This window comes from Stackebrandtia sp., from assembly GCF_035643755.1.
Lineage (GTDB): Bacteria > Actinomycetota > Actinomycetes > Mycobacteriales > Micromonosporaceae > Stackebrandtia.
Genome location: NZ_DASQPW010000273.1, coordinates 1 through 19,331 on the forward strand (window position 1 = coordinate 1; position 19,331 = coordinate 19,331).

The 19,331-nt window shown below is 68.5% G+C and carries 16 protein-coding genes, 1 other RNA gene and 2 pseudogenes; 15 read left to right on the forward strand and 4 right to left on the reverse strand.

Going from position 1 to position 19,331, the window contains the following annotated elements:
* Both VE172_RS21005 and hpf read left to right on the forward strand, forming a co-directional pair.
* The coding region (locus VE172_RS21005) for a phosphoribosyltransferase (RefSeq protein ID WP_324803949.1) at positions 1 to 312 on the forward strand (312 nt) is incomplete at its 5' end.
* A 196-nt stretch (positions 313 to 508) separates the two neighbouring features.
* Entirely contained in the window at positions 509 to 1,126 is a 618-nt protein-coding gene (hpf, locus tag VE172_RS21010; RefSeq protein ID WP_324803950.1) for a ribosome hibernation-promoting factor, HPF/YfiA family, read from the forward strand.
* A 169-nt stretch (positions 1,127 to 1,295) separates the two neighbouring features.
* On the opposite strand, the pseudogene VE172_RS21015 reads toward hpf, so the two are convergent.
* The 3 genes and pseudogenes from VE172_RS21015 to VE172_RS21025 all read right to left on the reverse strand — a co-directional run.
* Positions 1,296 to 1,874, reverse strand: a pseudogene (locus tag VE172_RS21015) (protein phosphatase 2C domain-containing protein); the annotation flags it as partial.
* Positions 1,875 to 3,002 (reverse strand): GNAT family N-acetyltransferase, encoded by a 1,128-nt coding sequence (locus VE172_RS21020; protein ID WP_324803951.1) that lies wholly within the window; start codon positions 3,000 to 3,002, stop codon positions 1,875 to 1,877. It abuts the pseudogene before it with no gap.
* Entirely contained in the window at positions 2,995 to 4,158 is a 1,164-nt protein-coding gene (locus tag VE172_RS21025) for a GNAT family N-acetyltransferase (RefSeq protein ID WP_324803952.1), read from the reverse strand. Before VE172_RS21025 ends, VE172_RS21020 begins: the two co-directional genes overlap by 8 nt.
* 126 nt (positions 4,159 to 4,284) lie before the next feature.
* Between VE172_RS21025 and secA the strand changes: the two genes are divergently transcribed.
* From secA to VE172_RS25545, 3 genes and pseudogenes are all read left to right on the forward strand, one after another.
* Positions 4,285 to 7,287 carry a preprotein translocase subunit SecA gene (gene secA, locus VE172_RS21030; RefSeq protein ID WP_324803953.1) on the forward strand — a complete coding sequence of 1,001 codons (3,003 nt, stop codon included), beginning with the start codon at positions 4,285 to 4,287 and terminating at the stop codon, positions 7,285 to 7,287.
* A gap of 92 nt (positions 7,288 to 7,379) precedes the next feature.
* The gene (locus VE172_RS21035) at positions 7,380 to 7,808 is read left to right on the forward strand and encodes an Rv3235 family protein (protein ID WP_324803954.1); all 429 of its coding nucleotides are present in this window, start codon (positions 7,380 to 7,382) and stop codon (positions 7,806 to 7,808) included.
* A gap of 10 nt (positions 7,809 to 7,818) precedes the next feature.
* Positions 7,819 to 8,304: pseudogene (locus VE172_RS25545) on the forward strand (DUF6912 family protein); the annotation flags it as partial.
* Between the two features lie 22 nt (positions 8,305 to 8,326).
* On the opposite strand, the gene VE172_RS21040 reads toward VE172_RS25545, so the two are convergent.
* Positions 8,327 to 9,301, reverse strand: a complete 975-nt coding sequence (locus VE172_RS21040; RefSeq protein WP_324803956.1) for a hypothetical protein — start codon at positions 9,299 to 9,301, stop codon at positions 8,327 to 8,329.
* Positions 9,302 to 9,405: 104 nt separating this feature from the next.
* Between VE172_RS21040 and pruA the strand changes: the two genes are divergently transcribed.
* The 10 genes from pruA (at position 9,406) to ssrA (ending at position 19,331) form a co-directional block, all read left to right on the forward strand.
* A complete protein-coding gene (gene pruA, locus VE172_RS21045) occupies positions 9,406 to 11,034 on the forward strand; it encodes an L-glutamate gamma-semialdehyde dehydrogenase (RefSeq protein ID WP_324803957.1) in 1,629 nt (542 codons plus the stop codon).
* Positions 11,035 to 11,129: 95 nt separating this feature from the next.
* Positions 11,130 to 11,954, forward strand: coding sequence for a tryptophan 2,3-dioxygenase (locus tag VE172_RS21050; RefSeq protein ID WP_324803958.1), 825 nt, complete (start codon positions 11,130 to 11,132; stop codon positions 11,952 to 11,954).
* Positions 11,955 to 12,058: 104 nt separating this feature from the next.
* Positions 12,059 to 13,384, forward strand: a complete 1,326-nt coding sequence (locus VE172_RS21055) for a serine/threonine-protein kinase (protein ID WP_324803959.1) — start codon at positions 12,059 to 12,061, stop codon at positions 13,382 to 13,384.
* A 151-nt stretch (positions 13,385 to 13,535) separates the two neighbouring features.
* Entirely contained in the window at positions 13,536 to 14,048 is a 513-nt protein-coding gene (locus VE172_RS21060; RefSeq protein WP_349258484.1) for a PadR family transcriptional regulator, read from the forward strand.
* A 140-nt stretch (positions 14,049 to 14,188) separates the two neighbouring features.
* A complete protein-coding gene (gene prfB / locus VE172_RS21065; protein ID WP_324803961.1) occupies positions 14,189 to 15,313 on the forward strand; it encodes a peptide chain release factor 2 in 1,125 nt (374 codons plus the stop codon).
* Between the two features lie 151 nt (positions 15,314 to 15,464).
* Positions 15,465 to 16,145: a cell division ATP-binding protein FtsE gene (gene ftsE, locus VE172_RS21070; RefSeq protein WP_324803965.1), complete on the forward strand. Its 681-nt coding sequence runs from the start codon at positions 15,465 to 15,467 to the stop codon at positions 16,143 to 16,145.
* A gap of 24 nt (positions 16,146 to 16,169) precedes the next feature.
* Positions 16,170 to 17,060, forward strand: coding sequence for a permease-like cell division protein FtsX (gene ftsX / locus VE172_RS21075; RefSeq protein ID WP_324803962.1), 891 nt, complete (start codon positions 16,170 to 16,172; stop codon positions 17,058 to 17,060).
* Between the two features lie 75 nt (positions 17,061 to 17,135).
* The gene (locus tag VE172_RS21080) at positions 17,136 to 18,386 is read left to right on the forward strand and encodes a M23 family metallopeptidase (RefSeq protein WP_324803963.1); all 1,251 of its coding nucleotides are present in this window, start codon (positions 17,136 to 17,138) and stop codon (positions 18,384 to 18,386) included.
* A 41-nt stretch (positions 18,387 to 18,427) separates the two neighbouring features.
* A complete protein-coding gene (gene smpB / locus VE172_RS21085; RefSeq protein WP_324803964.1) occupies positions 18,428 to 18,907 on the forward strand; it encodes an SsrA-binding protein SmpB in 480 nt (159 codons plus the stop codon).
* A gap of 54 nt (positions 18,908 to 18,961) precedes the next feature.
* Positions 18,962 to 19,331, forward strand: a transfer-messenger RNA (tmRNA) gene (gene ssrA / locus VE172_RS21090).

A 19,331-nucleotide genomic window follows, 5' to 3' on the forward strand; every position in this document is an offset into this window, starting at 1 on the left:
GCGCTGCCGAACCTCGCCGTGGCCGAGCTGCTGCGGGCCCGGCCGGCCCCCGATTCCTCGGACCTGAACCGACAGCAGCGCCGGGAGGCGGCCGCGCGGCGCTGGCGCCTGCGCCCCGGCCGCGTCGCCGCGGTGGCCACCGACCGCCACGTCATCGTCGTCGACGACATCGTCACCACCGGGGCCACGCTCGCCTCGGTGACGTCCCTGCTCACCGCCGCGGGCCTGCCGGTGAGCGGCGGCGTCGTGCTGGCGGCGACGCTACGCCGTCATCGCCGGGACACTCAAAAATCAAGTCGGTTTCGCTGGTGACATCGGCGGCGTGAAGGGCTAGTGTCTTAAAGATCTCAGGAAGATAACGCGCAGAGCGCGGTCGGGTGAAGGGAGCAGGTATTCTTCCCCTATCCCGGTTTGGGGAGCATCTCATTCATTCATCGGGATAGACGGGAACGTTACGGTTCAACAAGACTCCGTTACATACACGTGATGATCGTGTGGGAGGTACGGCGTGGAAATCATCGTCAAGGGCCGCAATGTCGAAGTGCCGGATCATTATCGTGGGCTGGTGGAATCCAAGCTGCACAAGCGGATCGACAAATTCGCCCACAAAGTCATACGTATCGATGTAGAGCTGCACCACGAGCCGAACCGGCGGCAGCACGAGCAGTGCCAGCGGGTGGAGATCACCTGCTTTTCCCGGGGGCCGGTCATCAGGGCCGAGGCGTGCGCGAAGGACTTCATCTCCGCCTTCGAATCGGCGACGGAGAAGCTGTCCAGCCGGATGCGGCGCATGGCCGACCGGCGCAGAGTGCATCATGGACGACGCACCCCGGTCTCGGTGGGGCGAGCAGCCGCCGATCGTATGTCTGTCAACAACACCGGGCTGGAGGACACCAGTCACGAGGACGTCGATCCCTATGCCGACACGGTGGAGGAGCACCTTCCCGGCCGGATCGTCCGCGAGAAGGAACACCGCGGCGAACCCATGACGGTGGACGACGCCCTGTTCTACATGGAAATGGTGGGTCACGACTTCTATCTGTTCCACGACAAGGAATCGGGACGTCCCAGCGTGGTGTACCGCCGCAAGGGCTTCGACTACGGAATCCTGCGGCTGCAAATGTAGCTAAGTCGACGAAGCGGCACAGCACTGCCGTGGCATCGTCGAAACGCTTGCCGCGCACGGTTTCCGGACGCGCATCGGCCGCGTGCACATCGGACAGGAGTGCACGCGGCCCCGCCTTGTCCGCCCGCAGCATCACCTGCGGCCAGTGGAACCCGTAGCGCTCCACCAGGCGCGCGGTGCCGTCGGTGACCAGCAGGGCGCGGGCGACGCCGGCGACCGGGCGGCTCCCCGTGAGCGCCCAGTCCGCCGCCAGCGGGTCGGTGCTGGCCACCCAGAAGCCGTCCGGGTGGTTGCGCAGCCGCGCCACCGAGTCCAGGTCGTAGGCGCTCAGGTGCTCCACCCGATCGTCCACGATGGCCTCCGTCGCGCCGTCGACCCCCTCGAAGACCAGCGGGGAATCCCCCAGCACCAGGTGATCCAGCCGATCGCCGCGTTGTCGCAGTATCGTCACCGTGCTGGAGGGCGAGTCCGGATTGGACAGATCGCAGGTGTCGGCGTGGTCGTCACGAGCGAGCCGGATCGCCGCTGCCAGCAGCCCCGTCAGCGGGGCGTCGCCGCCGCGGCTCAGCGCGGCCGCGAGGTGGCCCGCCAGATGGGCCACCAGCCACGGTACATCGTGGACACACCCGCTGTCCCGGTTGACCGGCGCGGTCGCGCCGTCCAGCACCGCGGCGAATCCGGCCCCGGTGACGAAGGTGTCGTCGTTGGGGCCGCCCGGGGCCGACCGGGTGGCGGCGGCGATGTCCATTCAGGCCTCGCCCGGCAGCAGCGACCACGTGATGTTGTCGACCCGGGTGCCGTCGGGCCCCGGCAGCATGGCGCGCTGGGTGCCCTCGGAGGTGAAGCCGCAGCGCTTCAACACCGCCTGCGACTCGAGATTGTCGGCGGCGGTGCCGGCCATCAGCCGGTCGACCCCCACCTGCTCGATCGCCCAGGCCGACACCAGCCGCACCGCCCGGGTCACGAGGCCCCGGCCCCGGAAGCGGCGGTCCAGCGAATAGCTCAGCATCGCCTCCCCGGGCGGGCCCATGGACAGATGCAGCCCGATCAGCCCGGCGAAGGCGTCGCCGGCCGCGTCGCGGATCGCCATGCGGGCGGTGGTCCCGTTGACCCACTCGCCCGCCGAGCCGAAGCCGCACATCCGGTCGATGGCCTCGCGCGACGGCGGCGTCGGCGGCACCTGGCGGCGCCACACCTCGGGACTGTCGTTGAGCGCGAAGCACGCGTCCGCGTCGTCCGGCCCCAATGGACGGACAGTGACGGTGCCGTCGGTCAGCGCGTCGCCCGGCAGCCGGGGCAGCGACGGCGCGATCGGCCCCGGAGGGTCGCCCGGCAGCCGGGAGTAGATGAGCCGGTCGCTGCGCCCGCCGTCGCGGTTGGCGATCGCCTCGCGCAGGCGGGCGTCGTAGGCGAACCCCGCCCGCAGCGCCGCGCGCTGGCTGGGAACGTTCTCCGGCATGATGTGCAGCTCGGCGCGCCGGATGCCGTGCTGGAACAGGAAGTCGGCCACCGCGGCCGCCGCCCGAGGGGCCACGCCGCGCCCCCGGGCCCACGGCGCCACCAGGAACCCGATCTCCGCGGTGTCGAAGGACGGCTGCGTCCGCGGCACCCCGATCGAGCCGAGATACCGGTCGGTGGCGGCGTCGGCGATCGCCCACTGGGCGCGCCCGTCCCGCCAGGCGTCGACGGCCGGACCCGCGATGTATTCGCGGGCGTCTTCCACCGTGTAGGGCGACACGAGCCGCATCAGGAACCGGTGGGTGCGCGGGTCGTCGCAGGTCGCGGCGAGGTCGGCGGCGTCGTCGGGGCGCAGCAGGCGCAGCCTCAGGTCGCCGATCTCCCATTCCCGCCGCGGGAAGCCGTATGTGTCAACCAATCCAGTCGTCCCTTGTCATCGCGCCGAACCAACTGTCGACGAGCTCTCCACGATTCATGGCCTCGCCACGCGCGGTTCCCTCCATAGTGAACCCAACCTTCTCGGCCACCCGCCGCGAGCCGTCGTTGCCGACGAAAGCCTTCCACTCCACGCGCCGCAAGTCGAAGGACTTGAAACCGAAGTCACACACCGCCCTGACCGCCGCGGTCATGTAGCCCTTGCCGCGCGCCCACGGCGCCGTGTTGAACCCGACCTCGGCGATGTGCGGGTACTTGTCGTCCAGCCGCAGGTCGATCGCGCCGCAATAGCGATCGTCGGCGTCGGCCAGCGCGAAGGTCACCATGGTCCCGGCCCGCCAGCCCGCGTCCGCGTAACCCGTCACGAAGTACTCGGCGTGGTGCCGCTCGTACGGCTGGGGAACCGTCGTCCAGCGGGCGAACTCCGCGTCCTGCCCCGCCTCGTACAGCGCGTCGACGTCGTCGCCCGACAGCGGACGCAACCGCAGCCCCGCGATCTCGGTGTCCAGCGTCGGCTGCGGCGCGACGAACACCATCGCCCGCCGCCGCGTCCGTTCGTAACCGGCCGGCGGCTCGCCGACCGGCGACCGCAGCTCGCCGGGCCGCAGCGCCGCGATCCACATGTCGACCCGGTCGCCGCGCTGCGAACCGAAACCGCGCGCCACGCCCTCCATCCGGAACCCCAGGCGCAGCGCGATCAGGCGCGACAGATGGTTGCCGACCATCGCGTCCCACGACAGCCGCTCGACGCTCAGCCGGTCGAAGGCGTAGCGGGCCATGGCGTGGCAGGCGCGCGTGGCCACCTTCTTATGGCGCGCCCGCGGCATCGTCGTGAACAGGACCTCGGCGGTGTCGCGCCGCATCACCCGCAGCGCCGCCGAACCCAGCACCGTGTCGTCGGTGCGATCGGTGACCATCCACCGCATGGTGTCCGTGGCCCACTCGCGGCCCACCATGGCCAGGTAGTTGTCGCGGTGCCACGCGGTGAAGGGATGCGGGACCAGCGTCCAGCGCGCCGTGGCGGGGTCGTTGTACATGTGTGACACCGCGTCCAGATCCCGCTCGGCCGGCGGGCGCAACAACAGAGGTGGGAGGCCACGCTCGGGGTCGGCGGGGATGGCCAGGTTCACTGTCTCCATCCGCACAGCATGCCCGACGTCATGACAGTGGCCAAGGCGATATCCGGCGAACGCCTGGGGAGAGCGGCACCACAAAATCGTGCACGTACGATGGGACGCCAGGACGTCCCATAGGAGCACCAGACCGTGTCGATTTTCGAGAAAGTGCTGCGTGCCGGAGAAGGCCGCGAGCTCAAACGCCTCAAGGCGATCACCCAGCAGGTCAATTCGCTGGACGACGTATACGCGGACTATACCGACGCGGAGTTGCGCGAAGAGACCGATGAACTCAAGCAGCGCTACGAGGACGGCGAGTCCCTCGACGAGCTGCTGCCCTCCGCCTTCGCCACCGTGCGCGAGGCCGCGTCCCGCGTGCGCGGGATGAGGCACTTCGACGTCCAGGTCATGGGCGGCGCCGCGCTGCACCGCGGCAAGATCCCCGAGATGAAGACCGGTGAGGGCAAGACCCTGGTGGCGACGCTGCCCGCGTACCTCAACGCGCTCACCGGCAAGGGTGTCCACATTGTCACCACCAACGACTATCTGGCCCAGCGCGACGCGGAGTGGATGGGGGAGATCCACCGCTTCCTCGGCCTGACCGTCGGCGTGGTGCTGTCGGGTCAGAGCTCCGCGCAGCACCGCGAGGCCTACGACTGCGACATCACGTACGGGACCAACAACGAGTTCGGCTTCGACTATCTGCGCGACAACATGGCGCGCCGCAAGGAGAACCGGGTCCAGCGCGGCCACAACTTCGCCATCGTGGACGAGGTGGACTCGATCCTGATCGACGAGGCCCGCACCCCGCTGATCATCTCCGGCCCGGCCGCCGGCTCGTCCAAGTGGTACCTGGCGATGGCCGCGATCGTGCCGCGCATGAAGGGCTACGACGCCACCGTCGCCGATGTCTCCACGGGCGAGAAGGCCGCGCAGGCGCAGGCCGAGATCGAGGAACACCACTTCGAGTTCAACTACAAGAAGAACACCGCCAGCGCCACGGACAAGGGCATCAAGTTCGTCGAGGACCAACTGGGCATCGACAACCTGTACGACACCGCCAACACCCCGCTGATCCACTACTTGAACAACGCCATCAAGGCGCAGTCGCTGTTCAAGAAGGAGAAGGACTACATCGTCACCGGCGACGGCGAGGTCCTGATCGTCGACCAGTTCACCGGGCGCGTGCTGCACGGCCGCCGCTACAACGAGGGCATGCACCAGGCCATCGAGGCCAAGGAGGGCGTGGCGGTCCAGCAGGAGAACCAGACGCTGGCCACCATCACCCTGCAGAACTACTTCCGGCTGTACGACAAGCTGGCCGGCATGACCGGTACGGCGCTGACCGAGGCCGGCGAGTTCAACAAGGTCTACAAGATCGGCGTGGTGGAGATCCCCACCAACAAGGACATGATCCGGCTCGACGAGAACGACGTCATCTACAAGACCGAGGAGGCCAAGTTCCAGGCCGTCGTCGATGACATTGTGGAGCGTCACGAGACCGGGCAGCCGGTGCTGGTCGGTACCGTCAGCGTCGAGAACAGCGAGATGCTGGCCAGCGACCTGAAGAAGAAGGGCCTCGACTACGAGGTCCTCAACGCCAAGAACCACGCCCGGGAGGCGGCGATCATCGCCCAGGCGGGTCGCAAGGGCCAGATCACCGTGTCGACCAACATGGCCGGCCGCGGCACCGACATCATCCTGGGCGGAAACGCCGAGTTCCTGGCGGCCGAGGAGCTGCGCAACCGCGGCGTCAACGAGGCCGACGAGGACACCTACGCCAAGGAATGGGACAAGGCCCTCGAGAAGTGGGAAGAGGAGTGCGAGTCCGAGGCCGATGAGGTCCGCGACGCCGGCGGCCTCTACGTGCTGGGCACCGAGCGCCACGAGTCCCGCCGCATCGACAACCAGCTGCGCGGTCGCGCCGGACGCCAGGGCGACCCCGGCGAGTCGCGGTTCTACCTGTCGCTGCGCGACGACCTGATGCGCAAGTTCAACGCCGGCGCCGTCGAGGGCCTGATGAACTCGCTGAACATGCCCGAGGACATGCCCATCGAGAACAAGATGGTCACCCGCATGATCCGCAGCGCCCAGGCCCAGATCGAGGGCCAAAACGCCCAGGCCCGTAAGGACGTCCTGGAATACGACGAGGTGCTCAACAAGCAGCGCGAGGTCATCTACGGCGAGCGCCACATGGTGCTCGACGGCGAGGACGTCAGCGAGCAGATCGAGCAGATGATGGACGACGTGGTCGTCGCCTACGTCAACGGCGCCACCGAGGAGGGCTACACCGAGGACTGGGACCTCGACAAGCTGTGGAAGGCGCTGAAGGCCCTGTACCCGATCGGCGTCACGGTCGCCGACGTCGAGGAGGAGGCCGGGGGCCGGGAGAACCTGGAGCCCGAGACCCTCGCCGAGGCGATCCAGAACGACATGCACTCCGCCTACGCCACCCGCGAGGAGGAGCTGGGCGGCGAAGAGATCATGCGCAACCTGGAGCGCGAGGTCCTGCTGCAGGTGATCGACACCCGCTGGCGCGAGCACCTGTACGAGATGGACTACCTCAAGGAGGGCATCCGGCTGCGGGCCTACGCCCAGCGCGACCCGGTCGTGGAGTACAAGCGCGAGGGCTTCGACATGTTCTCGGTGATGCTGGACGGCATCAAGGAGGACACGGTCCGCTTCCTGTTCAGCCTCGAGGTGCAGGTCCGCGAGTCCGAGGACGACGACGAGGAGTCCGCCGAAGCCGCCGAGGAGGCGGAGGCCGAGACCCCCGCCCCGGTGACCGCCAAGGCGTCCAGGGGTAAGCGCAAGCCGAAGCCGCGCCCGAGTTCCTCGGCGCTGTCGACGGTGGCGCGCGGCCTGGGCACGCCCTCGGCCGAGCCGGAGCAGCTGCAGTACTCCTCGCCCACCATCGACGGCGAGGCCGGTTCCGGCGGCGTCCAGGTCGAGGACGACGCGCCGGAAGCGTTGCGCGGCAAGGGTAAGGCGCGCCGCAGCGGCCCGTCCTCCCGCACCACCACCGGCGGCAAGCAGGCCGCGCCGGGCCAGAAGGTCGGCGGCAAGGCCCCGGGACGCAACGAGCCCTGCCACTGTGGATCGGGCAAGAAGTACAAGCAGTGCCACGGCGCCCCCGGAGCGTCCAAAGAGTAGCGACGTACCCCGGCCGGTGCGCGAGTCCTCAAGCGACTTGCGCACCGGCCTTATCGTGTCCGGCGAACCGTCGTTTTCGCCAAGGGGGGCCCATGACCAGTTCGGCGCCGGTGTCGCGCATCCGTTTGATCCCGTTCACCGCCCTGCTTCCGCCGGCGCCCAGCCCGGCGCCGCCCGTGTCGCCGCGGCCCGCGCCCGACGTCGATCATCGCGGCGTCGCCGAGCGCCTGGTGGCCGCGTGCTCCCAGGTGCTGGCTGGGCGGCGGCCGGTGTCGACGCTGCGGCGGCTCAGCAACCCGGCCGCCTTCTCCCAGTTCAACGCGCTGCACCACCGGCTGGGGGAGCGGGCCCGTGCGGGGGAGGTGTCGCTGCGGCTCAGCCGCGCGGCGCCGGGCGCGCGGGGCGCCATCGACATCGTCGCCCTGGTCCAGATCGGTCCCCGGGTGCGCGCGGTGGCGATGCGGGCGATCCGAGGGCGCCGCACCGGCTGGCAATTGACCACCTGCCAACTGGTCGCGTGATACTAACTGGATGATGAGGATCTATCTGCCGTCGACGCTCAACGGCCTGCGCGAGTTGCACCTCAAGGGCGCCTACCAGACCGAGCGCGCCCACGCGGTCACCCCGGGCCTGCGGGAGTGGTACACCGACGGGGACATCGAGGACCTCGAGTACGTCGCGTTCACCCGGGCGGCGCAGGACGCCCTGGTTCTGCTGCGCGCCGACACCGCGGCGCCGCGGCGCCGCGTGGTGATCTCGGCCGATGTGGACGATTCCCTGCTGTCGCGGGCCCTGGGAGGATTGGGGGACAGCGCGATCGCGCCGTGCGACGCCGTCCCGCTGTCGGCGGTGGCGGCGGTCCATGTGGACGGAACCGACGCCGAGACCGACGTGACCGTGGCGGTCGGCGCGCTGCCCGCGGCCGTCGTCGGGGACGAGGACCTTCAGTTCCTTGTGGACTCGGTGGAGGACCACGCGCTGGAGTGGTACGACCCGACCGAGCTGGACCAGTTGCTGAGGCCCTTAACCGGCGGTCGCCTCAGGCGGTGGACTTCTTGCCGCCGCCGCGCTTGGCGTCCGGGGCGGTCTTCTTCGCCTTCGACTTCTGGGCCGGAACGGCCGTGCCGCGCTTGGCGGCCTTCGCCTTGGCGTCGGCCTTGGGCGCCAGCAGCCCGAAGGCCAGCACGGTGGTGGTGGCGCCCGCGAACAGCGCCGCCATGCTGCCGTCCAGCTGCGCCTGGAGGCTCTGGTCCATCATGAGGCCGCTGAGCACGTCGGGCTCGGCGGTGTTGGCCACCAGCAGGGCGGCGGCGATCCGGGTGGCGATCTCGCTGAACATCCACAGTGCACCCGGCGCGGCGCCGGCGGCCAGGAAGCCGTACAGCGACGTCTTGGGCTGGAGGCGCCGCAGCACCAGATAGCCGCACAGGCCCACGCACAGTCCGATGACGAGCCCGGCGGCGATCGCGATCCACCGGTAGGCGTCCGGGTTGGAGTGGTACAGGGAGTTGACCAGGCCGCCGAACCAGCCGCGCAGGAACATCACGACGAACACCAGCAGGGTGCCCACGAGCCCCGCGAACACGATGTCGCGGTTCTTGGCGGCGGCGAACAGGCTGCCGATCACGGCGGCGCAGCCCGCCACCCCGGCCACGATGGTGGCCACCGCGGGCGTCGCGCCGAAGGTGTAGAAGGACAGCCCGGCGGTGACCAGGCCGACCACCACGCCGCCGCTGAGGGCGCACACGTGGCGCGACATCGCGGTGAAGGGGCGCACCTTCGCCGATCGCGCCAGATACCCCGCCGCGGCGCCGCCGAACACCGCGCCGGCGATGGTGCCCGACAGCGACATGATGAGGTTGGCCACCGACTCGGGTTGGGTGCGCAGCGAACCGGCCACCAGCACGCGAAGGGCCTGGAAGGAGCCCACGAGCCACAGCGCCGCGATGACCAACAGGACGATGTTCGCGATGACGCCCGACGAGGACCGCCGGGCGGGTTTCGTGGCGTTCACGCGGGTCAGGGTACGGGGTGCCACACGTACCGCGTCCGGCGCACCGGGGGCACGTTGTCATGACAGCATGTCCGAAGTAACCCATCCGATCAAAGGAGCATGCGATGGACGGCCTGTTGTCGGTGCCTGAACCCACGAACGAACCGGTACGCCAGTACGCGCCCGGAACCACCGAGCGCGAGACTCTCACCGCCAGGCTCGCCGAACTGGCGGACATCCAGCACGAGCTGCCGATGACCATCGGCGGCGCGACCCACACCGGCAGCGGCGAGCCGCTCGACGTCGTCCAGCCGCACAAGCACGCGCACGTGCTGGGCGTCACCCGCAACGCCACCGACGCCGACGCGGCGGCCGCGGTGGCCGCGGCGAAGCGGGCGGCACCGGCGTGGCGGGCGATGTCGTTCACCGAGCGGGCCGCGGTCTTCCTGCGCGCCGCCGACCTGCTGGCGGGGCCGTGGCGCGACACCATCAACGCCTCGACCATGCTCGGCCAGTCCAAGACCGTCATCCAGGCCGAGATCGACGCCGCGTGCGAGCTGATCGACTTCCTGCGCTTCAATGTCCACTTCGGAGAGTGGCTGCTCGGGCAGCAGCCGAACTCCGCGCCGGGCATGTGGAACACCGCCGACCACCGCCCGCTCGAGGGCTTCGTGGTGGCGATCACCCCGTTCAACTTCACGGCCATCGCCGGCAACCTGCCCACCGCCCCGGCCCTGATGGGAAACACCGTGGTGTGGAAGCCCACCGTGACCCAGCAGCTGTCGGCCCACTACCTGATGAAGCTGTTCGAGGCGGCCGGGCTGCCGGAGGGCGTCATCAACATGGTCACCGGCGACGGCACCGCCGTGTCCCGGATGGCGCTGACCGACCCCGACTTCGCGGGCCTGCACTTCACGGGTTCCACCCCGACGTTCCAGTACCTGTGGAAGACCATCGGCGACAACCTCACCGGCTACCGCTCCTACCCGCGCATCGTGGGCGAGACCGGCGGCAAGGACTTCATCATCGCCCACGCCAGCGCCGACGCCGACGCCCTGCACACCGCGATCGTGCGCGGCGCCTTCGAATACCAGGGCCAGAAGTGTTCGGCGGCCTCGCGCGCGTACATCCCGGCGTCCATCTGGAACGGCGGGCTGCGCGACCGCGTCGCCGCCACCGCCGAATCCATCGCCTACGGCGACGTCGCCGACCTGTCGAACTTCGGCGGCGCCGTCATCGACCGCCGCGCCTTCGACAAGCACGCCGCCCTGTTCGAGCGGGTCGCCAAGGACGACGCCTGCACGGTGCTGGCCGGCGGCACCGCCGACGACAGCGTCGGCTTCTTCGTGCGCCCCACCGTCATCGAGTGCGGCGACCCGGAGCACGAGCTGTACTCCACCGAGTACTTCGGACCGATCATCGCCGTCAACGTCTACGACGACTCCCGCTTCGACGACGTCGTCGCGCAGGCCGCCGACGTGGCGCCGTACGCGCTCACCGGCGCGGTGTGGGCCACCGACCGCGCGGCGGTCAACGCCGCGTCCGAGAAGCTGCGCTTCTCCGCGGGCAACTTCTACATCAACGACAAGCCCACCGGCTCGGTGGTCAGCCAGCAGCCCTTCGGCGGCGCCCGCGCCTCGGGTACGAACGACAAGGCGGGTTCCTGGCAGAACCTGGCGCGCTGGATCTCCCCGCGCATCATCAAGGAGACCTTCGTGCCCCCGACCGACTTCCGGTACCCGCACATGGATTAGTCAATGAATGGGCGGCCCGGCGCCGGGCCGCCCATCTTCGTGCCCGCGATAACGTCCGCATGACGACCGTTACGAAAACGCGGTACGGTGAGCCCGTGGCCGAAGATCGCGAAACCCCCGTGCCGTCAGGCGCCCCCACCGACCCCAAGTTCGGTGAGCAGGGCGGCGTCCTCACCTACGGCTCCTACCTGCGCATACCGCAGCTGCTGGACCAGCAGCGCCCCGCCTCCGAGCCCGCCGCCCACGACGAGCTGCTGTTCATCACCATCCACCAGGCGTACGAGCTGTGGTTCAAGCTGCTGCTGCACGAACTGGACGACGCCGGCGCCCGCATGCTCGACGGCGAGACCTACCTGCCCCGGGTGCGGCTCACCCGCTGCAAGACGGTCATGAAGGTCCTCATCGAACAGGTCGACATCATCGACACGATGACCCCGCAGGACTTCCTGGAGTTCCGCAACCGCCTGGCCCCGGCCTCGGGCTTCCAGTCCGTCCAGTTCCGCGAGCTGGAGTTCCTGTCCGGACTCAAGGACCCCGGCTTCATCCGCCGCTTCCGCGGCCTGTCCGACGTCGAGCGCGACCGCCTCGCCGCCCGGCTGGAACGCCCCAGCCTGTGGGACGGGTTCCTCGCCGCGCTGCGCCACGCCGGCTTCAAGACCGACGAGCCCACCGAGCGCGTCGAGGCGCTGCGCGCCATCGCCACCGACCGGCAGCGCCACGGCGGCCTGTGGGACCTCGCGGAGTCCCTCATGGACCACGACCAGTCGCTGGCGCAGTGGCGCGCCCGCCACGTCCTGATGGCCGAACGCCAGATCGGCACCAAGCCCGGCACCGGCGGCAGCGCCGGCGGCGCCTACCTGCGCTCCCGTGTGGAGCTGCGCTGCTATCCCGAGCTGTGGGAGCTGCGCTCGGTGCTGTAGCGGGCGCGACTCCCGGTTTCGTGCCAAGCCTCGGTAATCCCCTTTCGCCGGTGGCGTCGGCTCAATACGGTGGAGCCAGACCCTGACAGCGCGGGAGCCCACCCATGAACGACGTACTCGCCGACAGATACGAAATCGAATCCGAACTTGCCCGCGGCGCCGCCGGAGTGGTCCACCGCGCCCGCGATCTGGTCACCGGGGAAACCGTGGCCATCAAGGTGCTGCACGCCGAATCCGCCGCCGACCCCGCCATCGCGACGGCCTTTTTGGACGAAGCCGAGGTGCTGGCCGAGCTCGACCACCCCGGCATCGTGCGCCCCCGCGACCTCATCATCGACGGCTCCCTGATGGCCCTGGTGATGGACCTGGTCGACGGCGTCGACCTGCGCCGCGTCCTCATCGACGACGGTCCGCTGCCGCCGCACCGGGGGGTCCAGGTGTTGTCCGAGATCGCCGCGGCCCTGGCGGCGGTGCACGCCAAGGGAATCATCCACGGGGACGTCAAGCCCGGCAACATCCTGCTGCCCGCCGACGGGGGATCGGTGCGCCTGGTCGACTTCGGTGTCGCGCGCCGCACTGCGGCCGCCGACGCCCCCACCTACGCCACGCCCGACTACACCGCGCCCGAGATCGTGGCGGGCAACCCCTCCAGCGCCAAGTCCGACGTCTACGGAGTCGGCCTCGTGGCCTACGAAGTATTCTGCGGTGTCAATCCCTACCGGGGCGGCTCGATCGAGGAAGTGCTTGAGCGCCAAAGCGAGAGCGTCCCGGTGCGCCCCGAACCCCTGCCGGCGGAACTGTGGACGGTCATTGAATCCTGCCTCGATGCCGACCCCGCGGTTCGCCCTGAGGCGCAACGCATACCGGAGATGCTGCGCGCCGGCGCCGCGCTGCTCCCCGAGGTCGCCTTCGCGCGCCAGACGCCCCGGTTGCGGCCGCGCGCCGCCGCCGACGCGCCCGCGCTGATCGAGATGGCCGCGCCGGTTCCGCCGGCCCCACCGACCAGTGTGGCCATTGCGGCGGGTGCCCCGATTCCCCAGGCGGCGACGGGGGACAAGCGCAAGCGCGCGGGCGTGTTCGTCGCGGCGGCGTCGATCCTGGTCGCCTTCGCCGCGGGCGGCGCGCTGTTGTTCGCCAGCCTCAACGGCGGCGACGGCCAACCCGACACCAAGAATCAGGCCAAAGAGGAATCGAGCCAGTCGAAAGACTCTGATTCCAAGGGGGACAAAGGAAAAGGTCAAGAGTCCTCGCCTTCGGACGGTCCGTCGAGCACGGGCGAAGGAGGCGTCGGACCGACCGATGACTCCACGGACGACAGTGGGACTGGGGGCAACGGCGGTGACGGAAGTGGCTCCGGCGAGTCCTCAACGGACTTTCCCGGCGAGGGCCAGATCGGATCGCCAATGCCTGGTAATCCTGGTGGCAGGTGACCGTTTTCGAGCCGAATGCCGAGTATCCCCACACGTGTCCAACGTGGTCCAACCGTATAGTTCAGCTAAGACAGTTGCCTGTGGAACGAATTTGAGCACAATAGAGGCCCCGGGGTTGCGTCCAAAGTCAAGACATGGCATCCTGTAGGGCATGGCAGGAAAAGAACTGAACGCAACCGCAGCCGCCCTTTTGGGCCTGCTGCACGAAGGATCCATGACCGGTGGGCAGTTGATGTCCGAGGCGACCAGGCGGCTCGGCCCGTTCTGGACGATGACCCGTTCGCAGGTGTACCGGGAGCTCCCGGCACTGGCCGAAGTGGGCTATGTCCGGGTCGGTAAGCCGGGACCGCGTGCCAGCGTCCCGTACACCATCAGCGCCTCCGGCAAGCGCGCCTTCTCGAAGTGGATCGGCGAGGAGGCCGGCATCGGTCAGCTCCGCGACCCGGTCGCGCTGCGGACCGCCTTCGCCGACCACATGTCGGCCTCGGGTCTGTCCGACATGTACAAGGCCGCCGTCGAGTACCACAACGAGGCGCTCAACGACGTCAAGGCGCGCGCCAAGGAACTGGCCGCCGACGACGCCGGTGCCGCCACGGCGATGGACTTCGCCGTCGGCTACCACAAGGCCGCGCTGGCCTGGCTGAAGTCGCGCCAGAAGGGCTAAACCACCAATCGGCCGCCAGTTGGCAGGCAGGCGGCCTCATATCTGTTCCATGGGCGCGACGGTGCGAGCCGTCGCGCCCTTCTCGTCGGCACGGGCGGCACGCGGCGTCGCCGTCGGCCGCAAGCGTAAGCTGGGGTGTTGTGACCGGTAACGACTTCTCCGCCGAACTGCGCGACCTCAATTCCACGCTCGAGTCGGTGACCACGGTGCTGGACCTGGACGCGCTGCGGCGGGAACAGACCGAATTGGAGGCCGCCGCGGCCGCCCCCAATCTGTGGGACGACACCACTCACGCGCAACAGGTGACCTCGCGGCTGTCGGCCGTCCAAAGCGAACTCAACCGGGTGGAGAATCTGCGCCGCCGCCTCGACGACGCCGAGGTGCTGTGGGAGCTGGCCAACGCCGAGGAGGACACCTCCGCGGTCGCCGAGGCCAACCGGGAACTGGCCGACCTTCGCAAGTCCATAGACGAGCTCGAGGTGCGCACCCTGCTGTCGGGCGAGTACGACGCCCGCGAGGCTCTGGTGTCGATACGTTCCGGCGCCGGCGGCGCCGACTCCTCCGACTTCGCCGAACAGCTGATGCGGATGTACCTGCGCTGGGCGGAGCGCCACGGCTACCCCACCGAGGTCTACGACGTCTCCTACGCCGAGGAGGCGGGCATCAAGTCCGCCACCTTCGCGGTGAAGGCCCCCTACGCGTACGGCACGCTGTCGGTGGAGCAGGGCACCCATCGCGTGGTGCGGATCAGCAAGTACGACAACCAGGGCCGCCGCCAGACCGCCTTCGCCGCGGTCGAGGTGGTGCCGGTGGTGGAGCAGACCGACGACATCGACATCCCCGACGACGAGATCCGGGTCGACGTGTACCGCTCCTCGGGCCCCGGCGGCCAGGGCGTCAACACCACCGACTCGGCGGTGCGCATCACCCACCTGGAGACGGGCATCGTGGTGTCGTGCCAGAACGAGCGCAGCCAGCTGCAGAACCGGGCCACCGCGATGGCGGTGTTGAAGGCGAAGCTGCTGGCCCGCCGCCGCAACGAGGAGCAGGCCAAGATCGACGAGCTGCGCGGCTCCGTCGCCGCCTCCTGGGGGGAGCAGATGCGCAGCTACGTCCAGCACCCGTACCAGATGGTGAAGGATCTGCGCACCGGCTGGGAGTCGGCCAATGTCATGGCCGTGTACGACGGCGAGATCGACGGACTGATCGAGGCCGGGATTCGCTGGCGCAAGCAGCAACAGAATCTGAAGGTCGCCCAGAATTAGCCCGCGGCGCTGTACTGAGCCGATTCACCGGTTCGGAGGATTTCGACACCCTCCCATCGTGTGATTGTCGAGTAACGCCTTCGGCCGTCCGGGCGTGGATTCTGAGGGGGTGTGGCACCCGCCCCATACCACCCGCGTAGACTCTCGCAGCGTGATTCGGCTCGAGCACGTGACGAAACATTACACGCGATCCAACCGCCCCTCCATTGAGGACATTAACGTGTCCATTGAGAAGGGTGAGTTCGTCTTCTTCATCGGCCCCACCGGTGCCGGTAAGTCGACGATCATCAAGCTTTTGCTGCGCGAAGTCATCCCCGATAAGGGGAAGGTCTGGGTGAACAACAAGGAAGTCACCCGGATGAATCGCTGGAAGGTACCCAGCTTCCGGCGCTCGCTCGGCTGTGTGTTCCAGGACTTCCGGCTGCTGCCCCACCGCACGGCCGCGGAGAACGTCGCCTTCGCACTGGAGGTGATCGGCAAGTCCAAGACCGTGGCCCGCCGGGTCGTCCCCGAAGTCATGGACCTGGTTGGCTTGGGCGGCAAGGAACACCGCTACCCCCACGAGCTGTCCGGCGGTGAGCAACAGCGCGTGGCGATCGCACGGGCCTTTGTGAACCGTCCACTTATCCTGCTGGCGGACGAGCCCACCGGAAACCTCGACCCCGACACCTCCATCGAGATCATGCGGCTGCTGGATCGCATCAACCGCACCGGAACCACGATCGTGATGGTCACCCACGACTCCAACATCGTCAACCAGATGCGGCGTCGCGTCATCGAGATCGAAGGCGGGCATATGGTGCGTGACCAGGCCCGCGGCGTTTACGGATAACGGCGGAAAGGTAGTAACGAAGTAATGCGTGCCAAGTACGTACTGTCCGAGGTCGCGGTAGGCCTGTGGCGCAACATCAGCATGACCATCGCCATGATCATCACCATGTCGGTGTCGCTGACCATGCTGGGCGCCGGCGTCCTGCTGTACTTCCAGGTCCAGTCCATGGAGAACGAGTACAAGGGCGACATCCAGATCCTCGTCTACCTGGACAAGAAGCTCGACAAGGGCGACGACCAGACCGAGCAGGTGCGCCAGAGCCTCCAGAAGGACAAGGCCAGTGGCCTGGTCGACACCTTCGAGTTCAAGACCAAGGCGCAGGCCTACCGGGAATTCAAGGAGCTGTTCAAGAACGCCCCGGACCTGGTGCAAAACACCGACCCCGACCGGCTGCCGGCCAACTTCGGCGTCAAGCTCACCGACATGAGCCTGGCCTCCAAGTTCGAGTCCAAGTACAGCCACATCAAGGGCGTCGAACGGGTCTTCAACCAACGAGATTCGCTCGACAAGGTGTTCGGCCTATTGGGGGGTGTCCAGAAACTCGCCCTGATCGTCGCGCTGGTACAAGGCATCGCGGCATTGCTGCTGGTGGCCAACACCATCCAGGTCGCGGCCTACTCCAAACGCCGAGAGGTGTCCATCATGAAACTGGTGGGCGCGTCCAACTGGTTCGTCCAGGCACCATTCGTCCTAGAGGCGGTGTTCGCGGGCATGCTGGGGTCCATCGTGGCCTTCCTTGCCCTGGTGGCGGCCAAGGCGTTCCTCGTGGACGGCACGTTCAAGAACCTATTCGCGATCCTGACGCCCATGCCATGGTCGCGAGTGATCCTGATGCTGCCCATTTTGGCCGGTGTCGCCAGCCTCATCAGCGCGATCACCGGATGGGTGACCCTCCGCTTCCAGGTGAAGGTGTAGGAAACCGCGACGCGCCACTAGGGAGTTTCGCCAATTCCCGCAGCGGAACGTGAATGCGGCGTAACTTAAGCGTCCATGAGGATCAGGCTGTGGAGCGCGGTGGCACTGGCCACCGCGCTCGCCCTTTCACCAGGGACGGCCGCCGCAGACCCCGGTAATGACAAGAGCGTGGCCGACCGCAAGGTCGCCGAGGCCGAAGCCACATTGGAGGACGCCACCCAGGCCGCGCGCGAAGCCGGTAAGAAGCTGGCCGCCGTAGAACATCGACTCCCGGGTGCCAAGGACCGCCTCAACGCGGCCCGCGGCGCCGTGGCCGCCGCCCAGGTGGTCGCCGACAGCGCCGCCGACGACGCCGACGCCGCCCGCGCCCGCCACCACAGGGCCATCGGACACCTCGACAGCGAACAGCACGCCGTCCACAAGGCGCGCCAGCAGCTGGGGGACATGGTCTCCGAGCTCTACGAGGGCAAGGGCCTGGCCGCCTTCAACTCGGCGCTGGGTTCCCACGACGTCTTCCAGGCCGTCGACCGGATGTCCTATGTGAATATGCTGGCCCGCCGCCAGGCCGAGGCCCTGGACGCCGTCACCCGCGCCCGCCAGAACGCCAAGGTGGCCTCCAACCGTGCCGCCGCGGCCAAGGACGAGGCCGAGGCCGCCGAGACCGCCGCGGCCGACGCCCTGGACGCCGCCCAGGCCAAGGCCGACAAGGCCGAAACCGCCAAGGCCACCGTCGACGGCCTCGTCGACCGCAAGTCCGACGCCCTGTCGGTGGCCCAGCGCGAACGCCGCAAGAGCCTCAAGCAGTACCGCCAGGCCGAGGCCGAGAGCAAACGCATAGCGGCCCGATTGCGCGCCCACGGCTCCGGTGACGGCCACGCCAGGGCGCCCGCCTCCTCGTCCCACTCCGGCGGCGGAGGAGGTGGCTCGAGCGGACTCATCATGCCCGTCAACGGCTGGAAGTCCAGCGAGTTCGGCTACCGCTACGACCCGTACTACCACGTCTGGCAGCTGCACGCCGGCACGGACTTCGCCGCCCCCGAGGGCACACCGATCCACGCCGCGGCGGCCGGCACCGTCGTCCAGGCGGGCTGGAACGGCGGCTACGGCAACTACACCTGCATCTACCACCACGACAATCTGTCCACTTGCTACGGCCACCAGTCGGCGATCTACGTCTCGGTGGGCCAGCACGTCAGCCAGGACCAGACCATCGGAGCCGTCGGCACCACCGGCGCCTCCACCGGCGACCACCTGCACTTCGAGGTCCGCATCAACGGCGTACCCAAACAGCCGCTCGGCTGGCTGCCGTCCTGCCTATGCCGATAACCGACTCGCGCCGCGCCCGCCCACGACGTTAAGCTTTGGTGATGGCCAAGGAGAAGGGGACCAAACCCATCACGTCCAACCGGCGGGTGCGGCACGACTACACCATCCTGGACACCTACGAGGCGGGCATCGTCCTCACGGGTACCGAGGTGAAGTCCCTGCGCACCGGCCGCGCCTCCCTGGCCGACGCCTACGCCGACCTCCACAACGGCGAACTGCGCATCCACGGCATCCACATCGCCGAATACGCCAACGGCACCTGGACCAACCACGCCCCCCGCCGCGTCCGCAAGCTCCTCCTCCACCGCGCCGAGATCGACAAGCTCACCGGCAAACTCACCGAGGCCGGCCTCACCCTCGTCCCCCTGTCGCTCTACTTCAAGGACGGCTGGGCCAAGGTCGAACTCGGCCTCGCCCGAGGCAAACACACCTACGACAAGCGCCAGGACCTCGCCAAACGCGACGCCGACCGCGAGATCGCCCGCGCCATGGGCCGCCGCGCCAAGGGCATGAGCGAATAAGGGAATGCGCGGCCCCGCCCCGCGCGTTACTATGGCTCGGCACAACTCAATAGAGGGGCCGATCGGTTTCGACTTCGTACGTTGACGTAAGGGAAGCGGGTCGAGGAAGCCAGCGTCGTCTCGCTAATCGTCGCTGGAAACCACAAGTGCGAACTCTAAACGCGCTGACTTCGCCCTCGCTGCCTAAGCGATAGGTGAAGTTGTCGGTCCGGGAGCGCGTCCGTCCCGGTCGCCGGCATTATTTAGGACGCTCGGCACTGGCCTTGGTCACTGGGTCCAGTGCGACATCAACGGTGGCTGGAGCCCGTCACACCGCCTAGTTCGCGTGAGCGGTGGGGCTTGAGGAAAGGCACAGCGAACTGCACCCGGAGAAGTCTTACAGATGCGGCGAAGGACCAGGGTTCGATTCCCTGCGGCTCCACGA